Source organism: Serratia sp. JKS296 (assembly GCF_900215445.1).
Lineage (GTDB): Bacteria > Pseudomonadota > Gammaproteobacteria > Enterobacterales > Enterobacteriaceae > Serratia > Serratia marcescens.
The window spans coordinates 3095102-3112982 of record NZ_OCMX01000001.1 but is presented as its reverse complement, the minus strand read 5'-3'; the positions used below and the strand labels follow the sequence as shown (position 1 = coordinate 3112982).

The window sequence follows — 17881 nt, the reverse complement described above, 5'->3', positions numbered from 1 at the left end:
GAGTTAAACCGAAAGCCCCGTGTCTTCTCGCAAAGTCGTCAACCTCACGGTTGTCGCCTGCATAGGGGCGCATTATCTCGGTAAGCCTGCTTTTCTTTGTGAAAGACAGCACTTTTACTAGGGGAATAGCCTCTGATTTACGTCGACAGATCTGATTCCATTTGCCGGCCAAGCTGCAACCCGCAGCCCGCTAATTGTTTGATTTCGCATTACGTCTTACGCCATTGCTGCGTTTTTGCGCGATCAGACAAATTTTATAATTCCACCGTTTTCCCTGTTTAACGAGAATCAACGCGGAAAGTGACTGCATTATTCCACTGCTGATGCCGTTATAGCAAGGTGACTTTTCCTTAACTGCGGAAGAAATCGCAAACGTTCAAATCGGCTTGCTGCCTTATTGTCCGCTGGGGTTTCGCCCGCCGTCAGAGAGACAGTTAAGCACAGAAAAAGATGTGGCGCTATTCACGCGCTCTATTTAGAATCCCGCACCATGAAAACGAACAATCCAGCAGTACAATTCATCACGATTTCCGACGACGAAGCCGGTCAGAGAATCGACAACTTTCTGCTCGCTCGCCTGAAAGGCGTGCCGAAGAGCATGATTTATCGCATCGTGCGTAAAGGCGAGGTGCGGGTCAATAAAGGGCGCATCAAGGTTGAATACAAATTGGCGGCTGGCGACGTGGTGCGCGTGCCGCCGGTGCGGGTGGCCGAGCGCGAAGAGACGCCGGTGTCGGCCAAGCTGGATAAGGTGGCCGCGCTGGCCGACTGTATTTTGTATGAAGACGACCACCTGCTGATCCTCAACAAGCCTTCCGGCACCGCAGTGCACGGCGGCAGCGGCCTGAGCTTCGGCGTGATCGAAGGGCTGCGCGCGCTGCGCCCGGAAGCCCGCTTCCTGGAGCTGGTGCATCGCCTGGATCGTGACACCTCCGGCGTGTTGTTGGTCGCCAAAAAACGTTCCGCGCTGCGTTCGCTGCATGAGCAACTGCGGCTGAAAGGCATGCAGAAAGATTATCTGGCGCTGGTGCGCGGCCAATGGCAATCGCACTGCAAGGCCGTACAGGCGCCGCTGCTGAAAAATATTTTGCAAAGCGGTGAACGCATCGTGCGCGTCAACAGCGAAGGCAAGCCTTCGGAAACCCGCTTCAAGGTGGAAGAGCGTTACGAATTCGCCACCCTGGTGAAGGCTAGCCCAATCACCGGGCGTACCCACCAGATCCGCGTGCACACTCTGCATGCCGGGCACCCGATCGCCTTTGACGACCGCTATGGCGACCGCGAGTTCGATCGCCAACTGGCGGGTACCGGCCTGAAGCGGCTATTCCTGCACGCCGCTGCGCTGCGCTTCGAGCATCCGGCCACCGGCGAAACGATGCGCATCGAAGCGCCGATGGACGAAGAACTGCGCCACTGTCTGCAGGTGCTGCGCCGGCAGGCCGCCAAATAATCCGCGTCAGACCAGCGGGTTGATGCCTTCAGCCCGCAACATCTCCAACAGCGCGATCAACGGCAGGCCTATCAGGGCGTTCGGATCCCGGCCTTCCAGCCTGTCGAACAGCGCGATCCCCAATCCCTCGCTCTTGAAACTGCCTGCGCAGTTCAGCGGTTGCTCCAGACGTACATAGGCGGCTATCTCCGCTTCGCTCAGCGCGCGAAAATGCACGTGAAACGGCTCGCACAAAGCTTGCAGCTGCTTGCTGCGGCCGTTGTACAGCGCCAGGCCGGTATAGAAAGTCACGGCTTGGCCACTGGCCTGCCGCAGCTGCGCCCGGGCGTTTTCCTCGGTATGGGGCTTGCCGGTGATGTTGCCATCGATCACGCAGACCTGATCGGAGCCGATGATCAGATGCTCGGGATAGGCGAGGGCCAACGCCTGAGCCTTCGCCGCCGCCAGGCGCAGCACCAGCGCTTCCGCGCTTTCGCCGGGCAAGGGGGTTTCATCCACCTCCGGCGCGGCGCAGTCGAACGGCAGCTGCAGCTTCTCCAGCAGCATTTTTCGATAGGGGGAGGTGGAGGCTAAAAGCAATCTCTGCATAATTTTTTTCGCAAACCGTAGCGTAAATGGGTACGGCATTTTAAACTGTCGGCCGCTGTGGAAGCGAATATTGGTGAAAGGAGCCGTTTTACGGCCTTTTTCTTTGACTCTATGTCGTTACAAAGTTAATATGCGCGCCCTATGCAAAAGGTAAAATTACCCTTGACCATTGATGCGGTACGTACCGCTCAGAAACGCCTGGACTATGCTGGTGTCTATGCGCCTGAGCAGGTTACTCGTGTTGCCGACTCCGTGGTCAGTGTGGACAGTGATGTCGAGGTGTCGTTGTCGTTTAATATCGACAATCAACGCCTCGCGGTGATAACAGGGCATGCGGACGTCACGGTAACGTTGATGTGCCAACGCTGTGGAGTCCCGTTCGAACATCAGGTTCACACAACGTATTGTTTTAGCCCGGTCGTCAATGATGAGCAGGCTGAGGCATTACCGGAAGCGTACGAACCGATCGAAGTTGACGAGTTTGGCGAAGTCGATCTGTTGGCAATGATTGAAGACGAAATTATTCTTTCACTGCCTGTCGTTCCGGTACATGAATCTGAACACTGTGAAGTGTCCGAAGCGGACATGGTATTTGGCCAACTGCCTCCTGAGGCGGAGAAACCGAATCCGTTTGCCGTATTAGCCAGTTTAAAGCGTAAGTAATTGAGGAGTAAGGTCCATGGCCGTACAACAGAATAAACCAACCCGTTCCAAGCGTGGCATGCGTCGTTCTCACGATGCTCTGACCACGACTACTCTGTCTGTAGACAAAGTATCCGGTGAAACTCACCGTCGTCACCACATCACTGCCGACGGTTTCTACCGCGGTCGCAAGGTTATCGGCTAAGTAGCGATACCTTGACTCGTCTAACCCTGGCGTTAGATGCAATGGGCGGGGACTTCGGTCCCTGCGTCACAGTGCCTGCTTCGTTGCAGGCACTGGCCTCTAATTTACAGCTTCATCTCCTGCTGGTCGGCAATCCCGACGTCATCTCTCCCTTGCTTGCCCACGCCGATCCGGTTCTTCTGGAGCGTCTGCAAGTCGTGCCCGCCGAGTCCGTGATCGCCGGCGACGCCAAACCTTCACAAGCGATACGCGCCAGCCGCGGCACGTCGATGCGCATTGCGCTCGAGCAGCTCAGCAGCGGAAACGCGCAGGGGTGCGTCAGCGCCGGCAATACCGGTGCGCTGATGGGATTGGCGAAGCTGTTGGTCAAGCCGCTGGAAGGCATTGAGCGCCCGGCGCTGATGACGGCGATCCCGAATCAGCAACGCAGCAAAACCGTGGTGCTGGATCTCGGCGCCAACGTCGAGTGCGACAGCACCATGCTGGTGCAGTTTGCCGTGATGGGTGCGGTGATGGCGGAAGAGGTGATCGGCATTGCGCAACCGCGGGTGGCGCTGCTGAATATTGGCGAAGAAGAGACCAAAGGCCTGGATAATATCCGCGAAGCGGCCGCTGTGCTAAAAAATACTCCGGCAATCAACTATATTGGTTACCTGGAAGGAAACGAACTGCTCACCGGCAAGACCGACGTGTTGGTTTGCGATGGCTTCGTGGGCAACGTCACCCTGAAAACCATGGAAGGGGTGGTCAGGGTGTTCTTATCGCTGTTGAAATCGTCCGGCGACGGAAACAAGCGAGCGTGGTGGTTGAAATTGTTGGGCCGTTGGTTGCAAAAACGGGTGGTTAAGCGGTTCGGCCACCTGAACCCCGACCAGTATAATGGCGCATGTCTGTTAGGATTGCGCAGCACCGTAGTCAAGAGCCACGGCGCTGCGAACCCTCACGCGTTTGCAGTCGCAATCGAACAGGCTGTGCAGGCGGTGCAGCGGCAAGTCCCGGAAAGGATTGCTGCGCGCCTTGAGGCTGTATTACCTAAGAGTGACTGATCGTACATGTATACAAAGATTCTCGGTACGGGGAGTTATTTGCCCGTACAAGTGCGCACCAATGCTGATTTGGAAAAAATGGTGGATACCTCTGACGAATGGATCGTCACGCGTACCGGTATCCGCGAACGTCGCATCGCCGCTGCGGATGAAACCGTTGCGACGATGAGCTTCCAGGCCGCTGAGAACGCGCTGGAAATGGCAGGTGTGGCTAAAGAAGACATTGGGCTTATCATCGTGGCGACCACCACGACCACTCACGCGTTCCCGAGCGCGGCGTGCCTGGTGCAGCAAATGCTGGGCATCAAAGACTGCGCGGCGTTCGATCTGGCTGCGGCCTGCGCCGGCTTTACTTATGCGCTCAGCGTGGCCGATCAGTACGTGAAAAACGGCGCGGTCAAACATGCGCTGGTTATCGGCGCGGACGTCTTGTCGCGCACGCTCGATCCTGAAGATCGCGGCACCATCATCCTGTTTGGCGATGGCGCGGGTGCGGTGGTGCTTGGGGCGTCTGAAGAGCCGGGCATTCTGTCTACCCATCTGCATGCCGACGGCAGCTACGGCAACCTGCTGACGCTGCCGTACAAGGATCGCCAGAATCAAGACAAGCCGGCCTATGTCACCATGGCGGGCAACGAAGTCTTCAAGGTTGCGGTCACCGAACTGGCGCGCATCGTCGACGAGACGTTGCAGGCCAACAACATGGACCGCAGCGAGCTGGATTGGCTGGTGCCGCACCAGGCCAACCTGCGCATCATCAGCGCAACGGCGAAAAAACTGGGCATGGGGATGGACAAAGTGGTGGTGACGCTCGATCGTCACGGCAACACCTCTGCCGCCTCGGTGCCTTCCGCACTGGACGAAGCCGTGCGCGACGGGCGAATTCAGCGTGGTCAACTGGTGCTGTTGGAAGCCTTCGGCGGCGGCTTTACCTGGGGCTCGGCGCTGGTTCGTTTCTGATTTGGACAGGAAGAAAAAATGACGCAATTTGCTTTTGTTTTCCCGGGCCAGGGGTCGCAGACCGTTGGCATGCTGGCCGAGTTGGCCGCACAGTTCCCGATCGTCGAAGAAACCTTCGGCGAGGCTTCTTCCGCCCTGGGTTACGACCTGTGGCAGCTGGTGCAGCAAGGTCCGGCGGAAGAACTGAACAAAACCTGGCAGACCCAACCGGCTCTGTTGGCCGCTTCGGTGGCGATTTTCCGCGTGTGGCAGCAGCAGGGCGGTAAAGCGCCTGCGCTGATGGCTGGCCACAGCCTGGGCGAGTACTCGGCGCTGGTCTGCGCCGGCGTGCTGGACTTCAAGGCGGCGATCCGTCTGGTCGAACTGCGCGGCAAGCTGATGCAGGAAGCGGTGCCGGAAGGCACCGGCGCGATGTACGCCATCATCGGTCTGGACAACGACGCGATCGCCAAGGCGTGTGAAGAGTCCGCACAGGGGCAGGTGGTTTCTCCGGTCAACTTCAACTCGCCGGGCCAGGTGGTCATCGCCGGCAACAAAGAAGCGGTTGAACGTGCGGGCGCCGCCTGCAAAGCCGCCGGCGCCAAACGTGCGCTGCCGCTGCCGGTGAGCGTGCCTTCGCACTGCGCGCTGATGAAGCCGGCCGCTGACAAGCTGGCCGTAGCGCTGCAGGACATCACTTTCAACGCGCCGCAGGTGCCGGTGGTGAACAACGTCGACGTGCGCACCGAAAACGATCCTGAAGCGATCCGCAGCGCGCTGGTGCGTCAGCTGTACAGCCCGGTGCGTTGGACCGAGAGCGTAGAATTTATCGCAGCACAGGGAGTGACGTCGCTGCTGGAAGTGGGGCCGGGCAAAGTGCTGACCGGTCTGACTAAACGTATTGTTGACACCCTGACGGCTGCGGCGGTGAACGACACCGCCAGCCTGTCGGCGGCGCTTGAACAATAAAGAGGAAAATGATGAGCTTCGAAGGTAAAATCGTTCTGGTCACCGGCGCGAGCCGCGGTATTGGCCGAGCTATTGCAGAAACGTTTGTGGCACGCGGCGCCAAAGTGATCGGCACCGCGACCAGCGAGAGCGGCGCTGAAGCGATCAGCAGCTACCTGGGCGCAAACGGCAAAGGGTTTATGTTGAACGTTGTTGATGCGCAATCTATCGACAGCGTGCTGGCATCGATTCGCGCCGAATTTGGCGAAATCGACATTTTAGTGAATAATGCCGGCATCACGCGTGATAACCTGCTGATGCGTATGAAGGATGATGAGTGGGAGGATATCCTCGACACTAACCTGACTTCCGTATTCCGCCTGTCAAAAGCGGTAATGCGCGCTATGATGAAAAAGCGGTTTGGCCGTATCATCACCATCGGTTCCGTTGTCGGCACCATGGGGAACGCAGGGCAGGCGAACTACGCGGCGGCTAAAGCCGGTCTGATTGGTTTTAGCAAATCTTTGGCACGTGAAGTTGCTTCGCGTGGCATTACGGTCAACGTCGTGGCGCCTGGCTTTATTGAGACGGACATGACACGGGCGTTGACAGATGATCAACGCGCAGGCATTTTGTCATCAGTTCCAGCCAACCGGCTGGGCGATGCTAAAGAAATCGCCAGCGCTGTTGCATTTTTGGCCTCTGATGAGGCCGGCTATATCACCGGTGAAACGTTACATGTCAATGGCGGCATGTACATGATTTAAAAAATGTGAAAACCATTTGCGTTATTTGAGGCAAAAACCGCAAAATAGCGTAAAATCGTGGTTTGACCAGCCGGGATTTAGTTGCATCTTTTTCAGCATTTTATACACTACGAAAACCATCGCGAAAGCGAGTTTTGATAGGAAATTTAAGAGTATGAGCACTATCGAAGAACGCGTTAAGAAAATCATTGTTGAGCAACTGGGTGTTAAACAGGAAGAAGTTTTGAACAACGCTTCTTTCGTTGAAGATCTGGGCGCTGATTCTCTTGACACCGTTGAGCTGGTAATGGCACTGGAAGAAGAATTCGACACCGAGATTCCAGACGAAGAAGCTGAGAAGATCACTACTGTTCAGGCAGCTATTGATTTCATCAACGCTAGCCAGCAGTAAGAGAACATATCTAGGCGGTCGTTCGACCGCCTAAGTTTTTTCTATCCCTAGTGTCATATTTTTCCCTCCCTGGAGGACAAACGTGTCTAAGCGTCGAGTAGTTGTGACCGGACTGGGCATGTTGTCTCCTGTCGGCAATACGGTAGAGTCCACGTGGAACGCTCTTCTTGCCGGTCAGAGTGGCATCAGCCTGATCGACCATTTCGATACCACTGCCTATGCGACCAAGTTTGCTGGCCTGGTAAAGAATTTTAATTCTGAGGATTTCATCTCTCGCAAAGATGCGCGCAAGATGGACGCCTTTATCCAGTACGGTATCGCTGCCGGCATGCAAGCCATGCAGGATGCTGGCCTGGACATCACCGAGGCTAACGCCACCCGCATTGGAGCCGCGATCGGTTCCGGCATCGGCGGCCTGGGTTTGATCGAAGAAAACCACAGTTCACTGGTTAACGGTGGCCCACGGAAAATCAGTCCGTTCTTCGTGCCATCCACCATCGTGAATATGATTGCAGGCCACCTGACAATCATGTACGGCATGCGTGGCCCAAGCATTTCCATCGCCACCGCCTGTACTTCAGGTGTGCACAACATCGGCCATGCGGCGCGTATCATTGCCTACAATGATGCGGACGTGATGCTGGCCGGTGGGGCAGAGAAAGCCAGCACCCCATTGGGCGTCGGCGGCTTTGGCGCAGCGCGCGCCCTGTCCACCCGTAATGACAACCCGCAGGCGGCGAGCCGTCCGTGGGATAAAGACCGCGACGGCTTCGTGCTGGGCGACGGCGCCGGCATGATGGTGCTCGAAGAGTACGAACATGCGAAAAAACGCGGCGCGAAAATCTACGCCGAAGTGGTTGGCTTTGGGATGAGCAGCGACGCTTATCACATGACGTCACCACCAGAAAACGGTGCTGGCGCTGCGTTGGCGATGGAAAATGCCCTGCTTGACGCCGGTGTGACCCCGTCACAAATCGGTTACATCAACGCACACGGCACCTCTACGCCGGCGGGCGACCAGGCGGAAGCGCAGGCGGTGAAATCCGTGTTCGGCGCCGATGCAGAGCGCGTGCTGGTGAGCTCGACCAAATCGATGACCGGCCACCTGTTGGGCGCGGCGGGCGCGATCGAGTCTATCTTCACCGTGCTGGCGCTGCGCGATCAGGCGGTACCGCCAACCATCAACCTGGATAACCCGGATGAAGGTTGCGATCTGGACTTCGTGCCTCACGAAGCGCGCCAGGTCAGCGATATGGAGTACACCCTGTGTAACTCCTTCGGCTTCGGCGGCACCAATGGCTCGCTGATCTTCCGCCGAGTGTAACTCGCGCGATTGTTCGCTGATGAAAAGCCCGGTTTTTTAACCGGGCTTTTTTACGCCTGGCGTCCGGCCGTCAGCAGGGCTGCGTATTGCCTCGCCGCCTGCTATTCTGCGAGCGTAATGATATCACCCGGCAACAGGAGGAAGCATGTACTGGATTAACGGACAACGCCACGATGCGCTGGCGCCGAGCGATCGCGGCCTGCAGTTCGGCGATGGCTGTTTTACGACTGCCCGGGTTATCGACGGTAAAATCGAGCTGCTGCCCTGGCATCTGGAGCGGCTGCAGCAAGCGGCGCAGCGGCTGATGCTGCCCTCCACCGATTGGCCGGCTTTCGAGCGCGAGATGGCGCAGGCGGCCGAATCAATTCCGCTCGGCGTGGTCAAAGCGATACTGACGCGCGGCAGCGGCGGGCGGGGTTACAGCCCGACCGGGTGCGAAAACCCGACGCGCATCGTGGCCCGCAGCAGCTACCCTGCGCACTATTTGCAGTGGCGCGAGCAGGGCATTACGCTTGCGCTCAGCCCGGTGGCGCTGGCGCGCAATCCGCTGCTGGCGGGGTTGAAGCATTTGAACCGCCTGGAGCAGGTGCTGATCCGCGCGCATCTTGACCAGACGGCCGCCGACGAGGCGCTGGTGCTTGACACTGCCGGTATGCTGGTGGAATGCTGTGCGGCTAATTTGTTCTGGCGTAAGGGAAAAGCGGTATTTACCCCGGATCTGAGCCAGGCGGGCGTCGCGGGCCTGATGCGGCGGCGAGTGATCGCGCTGCTGGCGGGCTCGGAATACCGTCTGCACTGCGTCAGTGAACCGCTGGATACGCTGGCCGATGCCGACGAAGTCCTGGTGAGCAATGCGCTAATGCCGTTGCTGCCGGTAAACGCTGCGCAATCATGGCGTTATGCTTCACGTCAGCTGTATGATTTTTTGCGTCCACACTGTTAACCATGGCTAATTGATGAAGAAAAGAAAGCTGAAGGTCCTGTCTGTTATTGTTGTTCTGGTATTGGCGCTGTTGTTTTGGGGCTACCAGAAGATCGAACGCTTTGCCGATACGCCACTGGCTATCCAACAAGAAACCATCTTCAAACTGCCGGCCGGCACTGGCCGGGTAGCGCTCGAAGGGTTACTGGTACGCGATAAATTGGTGCACAATGGCCGCTGGTTCCAGTGGCTGCTGAAGCTGGAGCCGGAGCTGGCGGAATTTAAAGCCGGTACCTACCGGTTCACGCCGGGCATGACGGTGCGCCAGATGCTGAAACTGTTGGCCAGCGGCAAAGAGGCGCAGTTCACCGCACGCTTTATCGAAGGCTCACGCCTGCGTGACTGGCAGCAGGTGTTGCAGCAGTCCAAATACCTGAAACACACCCTGGCGGGCAAGAGCGAAGCGGAGATCGCCGCTGCGCTCGGCATTCCTGCGGGAGAAACCCCGGAAGGACATTTGTACCCGGATACCTATCAGTATACCGCCGGCATGAGCGACATCGCGCTGCTCAAACGCGCGCATGTGCGCATGAACAAAGCGCTGCAGGCCGCTTGGGCCGGCCGCGACACCAGCCTGCCGTACAAAAAGCCGGAAGAGCTGCTGACCATGGCTTCGATCGTCGAGAAAGAGACCGCCGTGCCGGAAGAGCGCAGCAAGGTGGCGTCGGTGTTCGTCAACCGCTTGCGCATCGGCATGCGTCTGCAGACCGATCCGACGGTGATCTACGGCATGGGCGAAAGCTATAATGGCAACATCACACGCAAGGATCTGGAGACGCCGACGCCTTACAACACCTATGTGATCGCCGGCCTGCCGCCAACGCCGATCGCCATGCCGGGTGAGGCCTCGTTGCAGGCGGCCGCCAATCCGGCCAAAACGCCATATCTCTATTTTGTCGCCGACGGCAAGGGTGGGCATACCTTCACCACCAATCTGGCGAGCCATAACCAGGCGGTGCGCGTGTACCGTCAGGCGTTAAAGGAAAAGAATGAAAAGTAAATTCGTTGTAATTGAAGGGCTGGAAGGCGCGGGCAAAACCACCGCGCGCGATACGGTGGTCAATGTGCTGCGTGAACATGGCATCAACGATATCGTCTTCACCCGTGAACCCGGCGGCACGCCGCTGGCGGAGAAGCTGCGCGATCTGTTCAAGCGCGGCATCGACGGCGAATTGCCGACCATCAAGGCCGAAGTCTTGATGCTGTACGCTGCGCGCGTGCAGCTGGTGGAAACCGTGATCAAACCCGCCCTGGCGCGCGGCGCCTGGGTGGTGGGCGATCGCCACGATCTCTCTTCACAGGCTTACCAGGGCGGCGGCCGCGGTGTGGATCCGCAGTTGATGACCTCGCTGCGCGACACCGTGCTGGGGGATTTCCGCCCGGATTTGACGGTCTATCTCGATCTGCCGCCGCTGGTCGGCCTGCAACGCGCGCAGGCGCGCGGCCAGTTGGATCGCATCGAACAGGAGGCGCTGCCGTTCTTCGAACGCACCCGCGCTCGCTATCTCGAGCTGGCGGCGCAGGATGAAACCATCGTCACCGTCGACGCCGCCCAGCCGCTGGAGCAGGTGACCGCGGCGATCCGCGACTGCGTCGGCCACTGGCTGCGGCAGCAGGAAGGCGCATAATGAACTGGTACCCGTGGCTGAACGGCCCTTATCGCCAGCTGATTGGGCAGTACGCTGAGGGCCGTGGCCATCATGCGCTGCTGCTGCACGCGGCGGCGGGCAATGGTGACGATGCGCTGGCCTACGGCTTGAGCCGCTGGTTGATCTGCCAACAGCGCAACGGCGAAAAAAGCTGTGGCGAGTGTCACAGCTGCCGGCTGATGCTGGCGGGCAACCACCCGGATTATCATGTGCTGGCGCCGGAAAAGGGCAAGAGCAGCCTGGGTATCGAACCGATTCGCCAGGTGATTGAAACGCTGTACGCTCACGCTCAACAGGGCGGCGCCAAGGTGATTTGGCTGCCGCAGGCGGAACAGCTGACCGAGGCGGCGGCCAACGCGCTGTTGAAAACGCTGGAAGAGCCGCCGGAGAAAACCTATTTTCTGCTGGGTTGCCGTGAGCCGTCGCGGCTGATGGCGACGTTGCGCAGCCGCTGCCTGTACTGGCATTTGGCCAGCCCGGATGAACAACTCAGCCTGCAGTGGCTGAGCCGGCAGGCGGCCGGCTCTCAGACGGACCGCCTCACGGCGCTGCGCCTGCACGACGGCGCGCCGCTGGCCGCCGAACAGCTGTTACAGCCGCAGCAGTGGCAGCAGCGCAGCGCGCTGTGTGCCGCCTTGAGCGCCGCGCTGCCGCAGCGCGATATGCTGTCGCTGCTGCCGGCGCTGAACCATGAAGACGTCGCCGAGCGCCTGCACTGGCTGTGCGCGCTGCTGGTGGACGCCATGAAGTGGCAGCAGGGCGCGCATCACTATGTATTGAATCAGGATCAGCAGCCGCTGGTGCATCAGTTGGCCAGCCTGCTGAGCAGCGCCTCGCTGCAACAGATCGTGCAGCAGTGGTTGAACTGCCGCCATCAGCTGCTCAGCGTGGTGGGCGTCAACCGCGAGCTGCTGCTGACCGAACAGTTACTTCGCTGGGAACAGATGCTTGGCGCCGCCGGCTATTCCCACCCTCACTCGCTGTAAAGTTAAAGAGTTAAACATTATGTTGTTAGTCGATTCTCATTGCCACCTTGACAGTCTGGATTATCAGACGCTGCACCAGAATGTGGACGACGCGCTGGCCAAGGCCAAAGCGCGCGACGTCGGCTATGTGCTGGCGGTCGCCACCACGTTGCCGGGTTACCGTTCCATGACCGAACTGATCGGCGAGCGCAACGACGTGGCCTTCTCGTGCGGGGTGCATCCGCTCAATCTGGAAGAGGGTTATGATTACGCCGAACTGCGTCGCCTGGCGGCGGCGGAGCAGGTGGTGGCGCTGGGAGAGACCGGGCTCGATTACTTCTACCAGAAAGACAACCTTGAGCTGCAGCAGGACTCTTTCCGCGAACATATCCGCATTGGCCGGGATCTGAACAAGCCGGTGATCGTCCACACCCGCGATGCGCGCGCGGACACGCTGGCGATCCTGCGTGAAGAGAATGCACAGGACTGCGGCGGCGTGCTGCACTGCTTCACCGAAGATCTGGCCACGGCCGAAGCCCTGTTGGATCTGGGCTTCTACATCTCTTTCTCCGGTATCGTCACCTTCCGCAATGCCGAACAGCTGCGCGAAGTGGCGCGTTATGTGCCGCTGGATCGCATTTTGGTGGAAACCGACTCGCCGTACCTGGCGCCGGTGCCGCATCGCGGCAAAGAAAACCAACCCGCCTATGTGCGTGATGTGGCTGAATACATGGCGGTATTGAAGGGCGTTAGCCTGGAACAACTGGCCGAAGCCACCACCGCCAACTTTTCACGCTTATTTCACCTCGATCTGTGATCTTTGACCTAGGCTATAGCTGTAGGTCATTGTCTGCGTAATTTTTTTTAAGCTCGTAATTAATCACTGAAACGGGTAAGGTTCCCTCCCGTTTCAAGGTGGTTGGCGCGCGTTTTTTGCTCTGTTTTGCCAAAAAAACGCCGATTTTTGCAAAGTTGCGCGGCTCGATCATCGAAACGTGATTGTCATCAAACATTGCGCAGGCTATTTATTTTACTCTGCGTAATAAATTCAAGGGGTGCTCAGACACCCTGAATTGCAGGGGTTTTTCTCCCCCCCTTGCAGCGCGAATCATCGCGACAAGAAGTAGCAAAGCATTATTACTCAGGAGCACACTCAACTATGTTCAAGAACGCATTTGCAAACCTGCAAAAAGTAGGTAAATCGCTCATGCTGCCGGTGTCCGTGTTGCCTATCGCAGGTATCCTGCTGGGCGTCGGCTCCGCCAACTTTAGCTGGCTACCTGCGGTAGTCTCCCACGTGATGGCGGAAGCGGGCGGTTCGGTCTTCGCCAATATGCCGCTGATTTTCGCCATCGGCGTCGCCTTGGGCTTCACCAACAACGACGGCGTTTCCGCGCTGGCGGCGGTGGTAGCTTACGGCATCATGGTGAAAACCATGGCGGTGGTTGCGCCGCTGGTGCTGCACCTGCCGGCTGAAGAGATTGCGGCCAAACACCTGGCGGATACCGGCGTGCTCGGGGGATTATCTCCGGCGCCATCGCGGCCTATATGTTCAACCGCTTCTTCCGCATTCAACTGCCGGAATACCTGGGCTTCTTTGCCGGTAAGCGTTTCGTGCCGATCATTTCCGGTCTGGCGGCGATCGTTCTGGGCGTAGTGCTGTCCTTCATCTGGCCGCCGATCGGTACGGCTATCCAGACCTTCTCGCAGTGGGCGGCTTATCAGAACCCGGTCGTGGCCTTCGGCATTTACGGCGTGGTTGAGCGTGCTCTGGTGCCGTTCGGTCTGCACCACATCTGGAACGTGCCGTTCCAAATGCAAATCGGTGAATTCACCAACGCGGCGGGCCAGGTGTTCCACGGCGACATCCCTCGCTACATGGCGGGTGACCCAACCGCGGGCAAACTGTCCGGCGGCTTCCTGTTCAAAATGTATGGTCTGCCTGCTGCGGCCATCGCCATCTGGCACTCGGCCAAGCCGGAAAACCGCGCGAAAGTCGGCGGTATCATGATCTCCGCCGCGCTGACCTCGTTCCTGACCGGTATCACCGAGCCGATCGAGTTCTCCTTCATGTTCGTCGCGCCGATCCTGTACGTGATCCACGCTATCCTGGCCGGTCTGGCGTTCCCAATCTGCATCCTGTTGGGCATGCGTGACGGCACCAGCTTCTCGCACGGCCTGATCGACTTTATCGTACTGAGCGGCAACAGCAGCAAAATCTGGCTGTTCCCAATCGTCGGCATCGTCTACGGTCTGGTGTACTACACCATCTTCCGCGTGCTGATCGCCAAGCTGGATCTGAAAACTCCGGGCCGTGAAGACACCGCTGCCGAGCAGACTGCGCAGGGCGGTTCCGAAATGTCCGCGGCGCTGGTTCAGGCCTTCGGCGGTAAAGAAAACATCACTAACCTGGATGCTTGTATCACCCGTCTGCGCGTCAGCGTGGCCGACGTGTCCAAAGTCGACCAGGCGGGCCTGAAGAAGCTGGGCGCAGCCGGCGTAGTCGTCGCTGGCTCCGGCGTGCAGGCCATCTTCGGCACCAAGTCCGACAACCTGAAAACCGATATGGACGAATACATCCGTAATCACTGATTCAGGCAGGGGAGTTATCAAGGGAGGCGAAAGCCTCCCTTTTTTGTTTTTTATTTCATTGAAAAATATAAGTTTTGTATTTTTGTTGACCACATTTTTACCCGTCTGGTTTGCTCTGTGCCTAGCATCTCTATGAAAACAGATGATAAAAAACCCCGCTCAAAGGCGGTGCCGATTCACAGTGACAGGTTGAGCTGATCACGCCCATAGTGAGACGTGGGGAAAGCGTCTTGCGGGATAAAGTCGGGCGGTAGCTCTTCGCGCGGGCCGCGCTTTGTTACCAGCTTTTCAACGCTGTTTAGCGTCGTGAATGTGATACTGCATTCGAAATTCTGACACTGATGATATTGGCGTATATCACCACGAACTCACAAGCATGATTGCGGTACAGTATGACCGACAATTTCTTTTCCGTGATCTGACTGTACTTGATACTGGCAGATATAGGCGGTGCCGGCGGTGCTACAGGAGAAGAAAGAGCCTTGAGTGGGGGGATTAGCTCAGATTTGATCTGGCATTGTTTCGGCACAGAGGTTTAACCTAATCGGACAGGAAATCGCTGTGCCGGAAGTCGGCATACTTCAATGAACATTTTTTTTTAAACGTAACTCCTGAAGAAAAAGCACAACAGAAACAAGCATGACAATTGCAGAAAAAACAATGCTCGCAAGGTCGTAATTAAATGTAGTGGTATAATTATCATTATTATATAGGTGATTGTGCCTGTAGGAGTATGTTGTGTATATAGTTGTACATATTTCCACAAAAGAACCTGTTATTAAAACAAGCCAAAGAAAAAGACAGTTTACCCTGACTTTGTTCCGTTTACTCCTCCTAATGAAGATGAGTACTCCAATAAAAGCAGGGATCATAAAGGCAACTAAGTCTCTAAATGTAAATATCAATAAACCGTCCATTAATAAAATCCTTGTGTTTACTTTCATCCAACTCTGACTGTCAAGTTTGAGCTAATACAAGTAGGGCTTTTTTATTGCCTGCCGTCAGGCGCCAAGGCGCTGTTCGAGTTCGGCGAGAGAAGGAAGGAACCAGACCTGTTCGCCGCGATTGGCTTCGCGAACGAAATCTTGCAGCGCGTTGCTTTGCGCTAACCAAGGGGTGATATCGCCCAGCAGCGTCACGCGCAGGTGGTAGTTGATGAATTTCTGCAATACGGCGCCGGCAATGCCGCTTTTGAGCTGGAAAAAGGTGGCGTCGAGGCGGTTGATGGGGAGGGCAATCATCCCGGCCTCGTGTTCAAAGGCGGGCGCGATAAACAGGCTGACGTCGTTTTCGTCTTTCAACATCGGCCCGGCTTCGGCGAAAACCACCAGGCACAGATCGTAGACTTGCTGCACGGCGTAGCTCATCGGCGCTCCGGGAGTCAGGGTTTGGCATGTTTTTGCAGGTAATGCTCGAACACCGCCAGCGTTTCGTCCGAGATATGGTGTTCAATCCCTTCGCTGTCCAGCTCGGCAGTTTCGCTCGGCACCCCGAGGCACATCAGCAGATCGACCACGATGCGGTGACGGCGGCGCACCTTCTGCGCCAGCTGCTCGCCTTCCTCGGTTAGAAACACCCCGCGATAAGGGCGCGATTCCACCAGCCCGGCGCTTTTGAGCCGCGCGATATTTTTGATCGCCGTCGGGTGAGAGACGCCGAAGCGGCGCGCGATATCGGTGGTTCTGGCTTCGCGGGTGCTTTGCAGCAAATCGGCGATCAGCTCAACGTAATCTTCGATCAGCGCATTGGACTGCGCTTCGCGGGCGCGGCTAAAACGCAGGGCGTGCTCGGCCTCGTCCGGCATGTCGGTCTGGGCGTGGCGGTCGGCGTTATCTGGCGCGCGGGTAACCATAGCGTGGGGCGTCCTGTAAGCATAAAAATGGCGTCTCCCGGCAATGCGGGGAGGGTTGCCCTAAGTTAGTCCAAATAGCACACATTATCAATTCGATGCCACGCATTGTGGTAGTTAGAAATATCTCTACACAAAGCCCATTAATTTCGCCTGTTGCATAAAGTGTAGCCGATGCTACATTGTCAGCATGATCGGTGGAAAAATAACCAGTAAAAGATTAAGGGTACTTCATGCGAGACGCGGCTACTCCCTCATCGTTAACCGAACGGACCAACATTGCGATTGGCGCCGCCCTTGCCGGACGCAAGCGCGGCGCCTTTACGCCGTTGCTGTTCGCCGGCCCGGCGGTGATTGCCTCGATCGCCTATATGGACCCCGGTAATTTCGCCACCAACATTCAGGCCGGGGCGAAATACGGCTACAGCCTGCTGTGGGTGGTGGTGATGGCCAACCTGATCGCCATGCTGTTTCAGGCGCTGTCGGCCAAACTGGGCATCGTCACCAACCGCAATCTGGCGGAAATGTGCCGCGACCAGTTTTCACGGCCGGTGGTGATCGGCATGTGGCTGCTCAGCGAAGTGGCGGCGATGGCCACCGATTTGGCGGAGTTTCTCGGCGGGGCGATTGCGCTGGCGCTGCTGTTCCATATGCCGCTGCTGGCGGGGATGGGGGTGACGGCGGTGATCACCTATGCGCTGTTGATGGTGGAAAAGAAAGGTTTCCGCCCGGTCGAGCTGATGATCGGCGGCCTGGTGGGCATCATCGCGCTGTGCTATCTGGTGGAGATGTTCATCGTGCCGGTGAACTGGCAGGCGGCCGGCATCGGCATGGTGACGCCGCAGTTGCCGGATGCCCAGGCGCTGACCATCGCCGTCGGCATTATCGGCGCCACCGTGATGCCGCACGCCATTTTCCTGCACTCGGGATTGACCCAGCACCGCAGCCCGGCCAGCGACAACGGCGAGCGGCGCAAGCTGCTGCGCTTTTCCAATATTGAAGTGGTGATCGCGCTGGCCCTTGCCGGGCTGGTGAATATTGCGATGGTGATCATGGCCTCGAGCGCCTTCCACGCCGGTAACAGCGACGTGGCCGAAATTGGCACTGCCTACCATACCCTGACGCCGCTGTTCGGCGCGGCGGCGGCCGGCATCTTCCTGGCTTCGCTGATCGCCTCCGGCATTTCCAGCTCGGTGGTGGGCACCATGGCCGGACAAATGATCATGCAGGGGTTCGTCGGTTTCCGTATCCCGGTGTGGGTGCGCCGCCTGGTCACCATGGTGCCGGCGTTTATCGTGGTGGCGATGGGCGTCAACGCCACCGACGCGCTGGTCTACAGCCAGGTGGTGCTGAGCCTGGCGCTGCCGGCGCCGATGATCGCGTTGGTGATGTTCACCCGTCGCCGCGACATCATGGGCGAGTTCGCCAACGGCCGCTGGACCAGTCTGGCGGCGGTGGTCGGCACGGTGGTGATCGTGCTGCTCAACGGGGTGTTGCTGCTGCAGACTTTCGGCGTCGATATCCCTGGACTGGGGTGAGGCGCG

General features: G+C 57.9%; 19 protein-coding genes and 1 pseudogene. 16 read left to right on the top strand and 4 right to left on the bottom strand.

Annotated elements, in window-relative coordinates:
* Window positions 1-490 precede the first annotated feature (490 nt).
* A complete protein-coding gene (rluC, locus tag CRO23_RS14925; RefSeq protein ID WP_015377448.1) occupies window positions 491-1450 on the top strand; it encodes a 23S rRNA pseudouridine(955/2504/2580) synthase RluC in 960 nt (319 codons plus the stop codon).
* 6 nt (window positions 1451-1456) lie between these two features.
* On the opposite strand, the gene CRO23_RS14920 is transcribed toward rluC, so the two are convergent.
* Window positions 1457-2038, bottom strand: a complete 582-nt coding sequence (locus tag CRO23_RS14920) for a Maf family protein (protein ID WP_028128022.1) — start codon at window positions 2036-2038, stop codon at window positions 1457-1459.
* Window positions 2039-2179: 141 nt separating this feature from the next.
* Here CRO23_RS14920 and yceD point away from each other — a divergent pair, with 141 nt between their 5' ends.
* From yceD to ptsG, 14 genes and pseudogenes are all read left to right on the top strand, one after another.
* A complete protein-coding gene (gene yceD, locus CRO23_RS14915; RefSeq protein ID WP_004927780.1) occupies window positions 2180-2701 on the top strand; it encodes a 23S rRNA accumulation protein YceD in 522 nt (173 codons plus the stop codon).
* Between the two features lie 16 nt (window positions 2702-2717).
* On the top strand, window positions 2718-2885 hold the full coding sequence (gene rpmF, locus CRO23_RS14910; protein WP_004927778.1) for a 50S ribosomal protein L32: 168 nt from the start codon (window positions 2718-2720) through the stop codon (window positions 2883-2885).
* A gap of 11 nt (window positions 2886-2896) precedes the next feature.
* The gene (plsX, locus tag CRO23_RS14905) at window positions 2897-3931 is read left to right on the top strand and encodes a phosphate acyltransferase PlsX (RefSeq protein WP_004928717.1); all 1035 of its coding nucleotides are present in this window, start codon (window positions 2897-2899) and stop codon (window positions 3929-3931) included.
* 6 nt (window positions 3932-3937) lie between these two features.
* Window positions 3938-4891 (top strand): beta-ketoacyl-ACP synthase III, encoded by a 954-nt coding sequence (locus tag CRO23_RS14900; RefSeq protein ID WP_028128023.1) that lies wholly within the window; start codon window positions 3938-3940, stop codon window positions 4889-4891.
* An 18-nt stretch (window positions 4892-4909) separates the two neighbouring features.
* Window positions 4910-5839, top strand: coding sequence for an ACP S-malonyltransferase (gene fabD, locus CRO23_RS14895; protein WP_015377451.1), 930 nt, complete (start codon window positions 4910-4912; stop codon window positions 5837-5839).
* An 11-nt stretch (window positions 5840-5850) separates the two neighbouring features.
* Window positions 5851-6585 carry a 3-oxoacyl-ACP reductase FabG gene (gene fabG, locus CRO23_RS14890; protein WP_016928193.1) on the top strand — a complete coding sequence of 245 codons (735 nt, stop codon included), beginning with the start codon at window positions 5851-5853 and terminating at the stop codon, window positions 6583-6585.
* 154 nt (window positions 6586-6739) lie between these two features.
* A complete protein-coding gene (gene acpP, locus CRO23_RS14885; RefSeq protein ID WP_004719003.1) occupies window positions 6740-6976 on the top strand; it encodes an acyl carrier protein in 237 nt (78 codons plus the stop codon).
* A gap of 82 nt (window positions 6977-7058) precedes the next feature.
* Window positions 7059-8300, top strand: coding sequence for a beta-ketoacyl-ACP synthase II (fabF, locus tag CRO23_RS14880; RefSeq protein WP_004928734.1), 1242 nt, complete (start codon window positions 7059-7061; stop codon window positions 8298-8300).
* Window positions 8301-8445: 145 nt separating this feature from the next.
* Window positions 8446-9243, top strand: coding sequence for an aminodeoxychorismate lyase (gene pabC, locus CRO23_RS14875; protein ID WP_016928190.1), 798 nt, complete (start codon window positions 8446-8448; stop codon window positions 9241-9243).
* A 13-nt stretch (window positions 9244-9256) separates the two neighbouring features.
* Window positions 9257-10282, top strand: coding sequence for an endolytic transglycosylase MltG (gene mltG / locus CRO23_RS14870; RefSeq protein ID WP_016928189.1), 1026 nt, complete (start codon window positions 9257-9259; stop codon window positions 10280-10282).
* Window positions 10272-10910, top strand: coding sequence for a dTMP kinase (tmk, locus tag CRO23_RS14865; protein ID WP_016928188.1), 639 nt, complete (start codon window positions 10272-10274; stop codon window positions 10908-10910). Before mltG ends, tmk begins: the two co-directional genes overlap by 11 nt.
* Window positions 10910-11917, top strand: coding sequence for a DNA polymerase III subunit delta' (gene holB / locus CRO23_RS14860; protein ID WP_033640744.1), 1008 nt, complete (start codon window positions 10910-10912; stop codon window positions 11915-11917). The genes tmk and holB overlap by 1 nt, the downstream gene beginning before the upstream one ends.
* A gap of 19 nt (window positions 11918-11936) precedes the next feature.
* Window positions 11937-12713 (top strand): metal-dependent hydrolase, encoded by a 777-nt coding sequence (locus CRO23_RS14855; RefSeq protein WP_033633350.1) that lies wholly within the window; start codon window positions 11937-11939, stop codon window positions 12711-12713.
* 342 nt (window positions 12714-13055) lie between these two features.
* Window positions 13056-14488 (top strand): annotated as a pseudogene (gene ptsG, locus CRO23_RS14845) (PTS glucose transporter subunit IIBC).
* Between the two features lie 176 nt (window positions 14489-14664).
* Here the strand turns inward: ptsG and CRO23_RS14840 are convergent.
* The 3 genes from CRO23_RS14840 to mntR form a co-directional block, all read right to left on the bottom strand.
* The gene (locus CRO23_RS14840) at window positions 14665-14844 is read right to left on the bottom strand and encodes an ogr/Delta-like zinc finger family protein (RefSeq protein WP_071525972.1); all 180 of its coding nucleotides are present in this window, start codon (window positions 14842-14844) and stop codon (window positions 14665-14667) included.
* A 645-nt stretch (window positions 14845-15489) separates the two neighbouring features.
* Complete coding sequence (locus CRO23_RS14830; RefSeq protein WP_079449376.1) at window positions 15490-15855, bottom strand: DUF4180 domain-containing protein; 366 nt, start codon at window positions 15853-15855, stop codon at window positions 15490-15492.
* A 14-nt stretch (window positions 15856-15869) separates the two neighbouring features.
* Window positions 15870-16340 (bottom strand): manganese-binding transcriptional regulator MntR, encoded by a 471-nt coding sequence (mntR, locus tag CRO23_RS14825; RefSeq protein ID WP_016928182.1) that lies wholly within the window; start codon window positions 16338-16340, stop codon window positions 15870-15872.
* Between the two features lie 230 nt (window positions 16341-16570).
* Between mntR and CRO23_RS14820 the strand changes: the two genes are divergently transcribed.
* Complete coding sequence (locus CRO23_RS14820) at window positions 16571-17875, top strand: Nramp family divalent metal transporter (RefSeq protein WP_028128024.1); 1305 nt, start codon at window positions 16571-16573, stop codon at window positions 17873-17875.
* The last annotated feature ends 6 nt before the right edge of the window (window positions 17876-17881 follow it).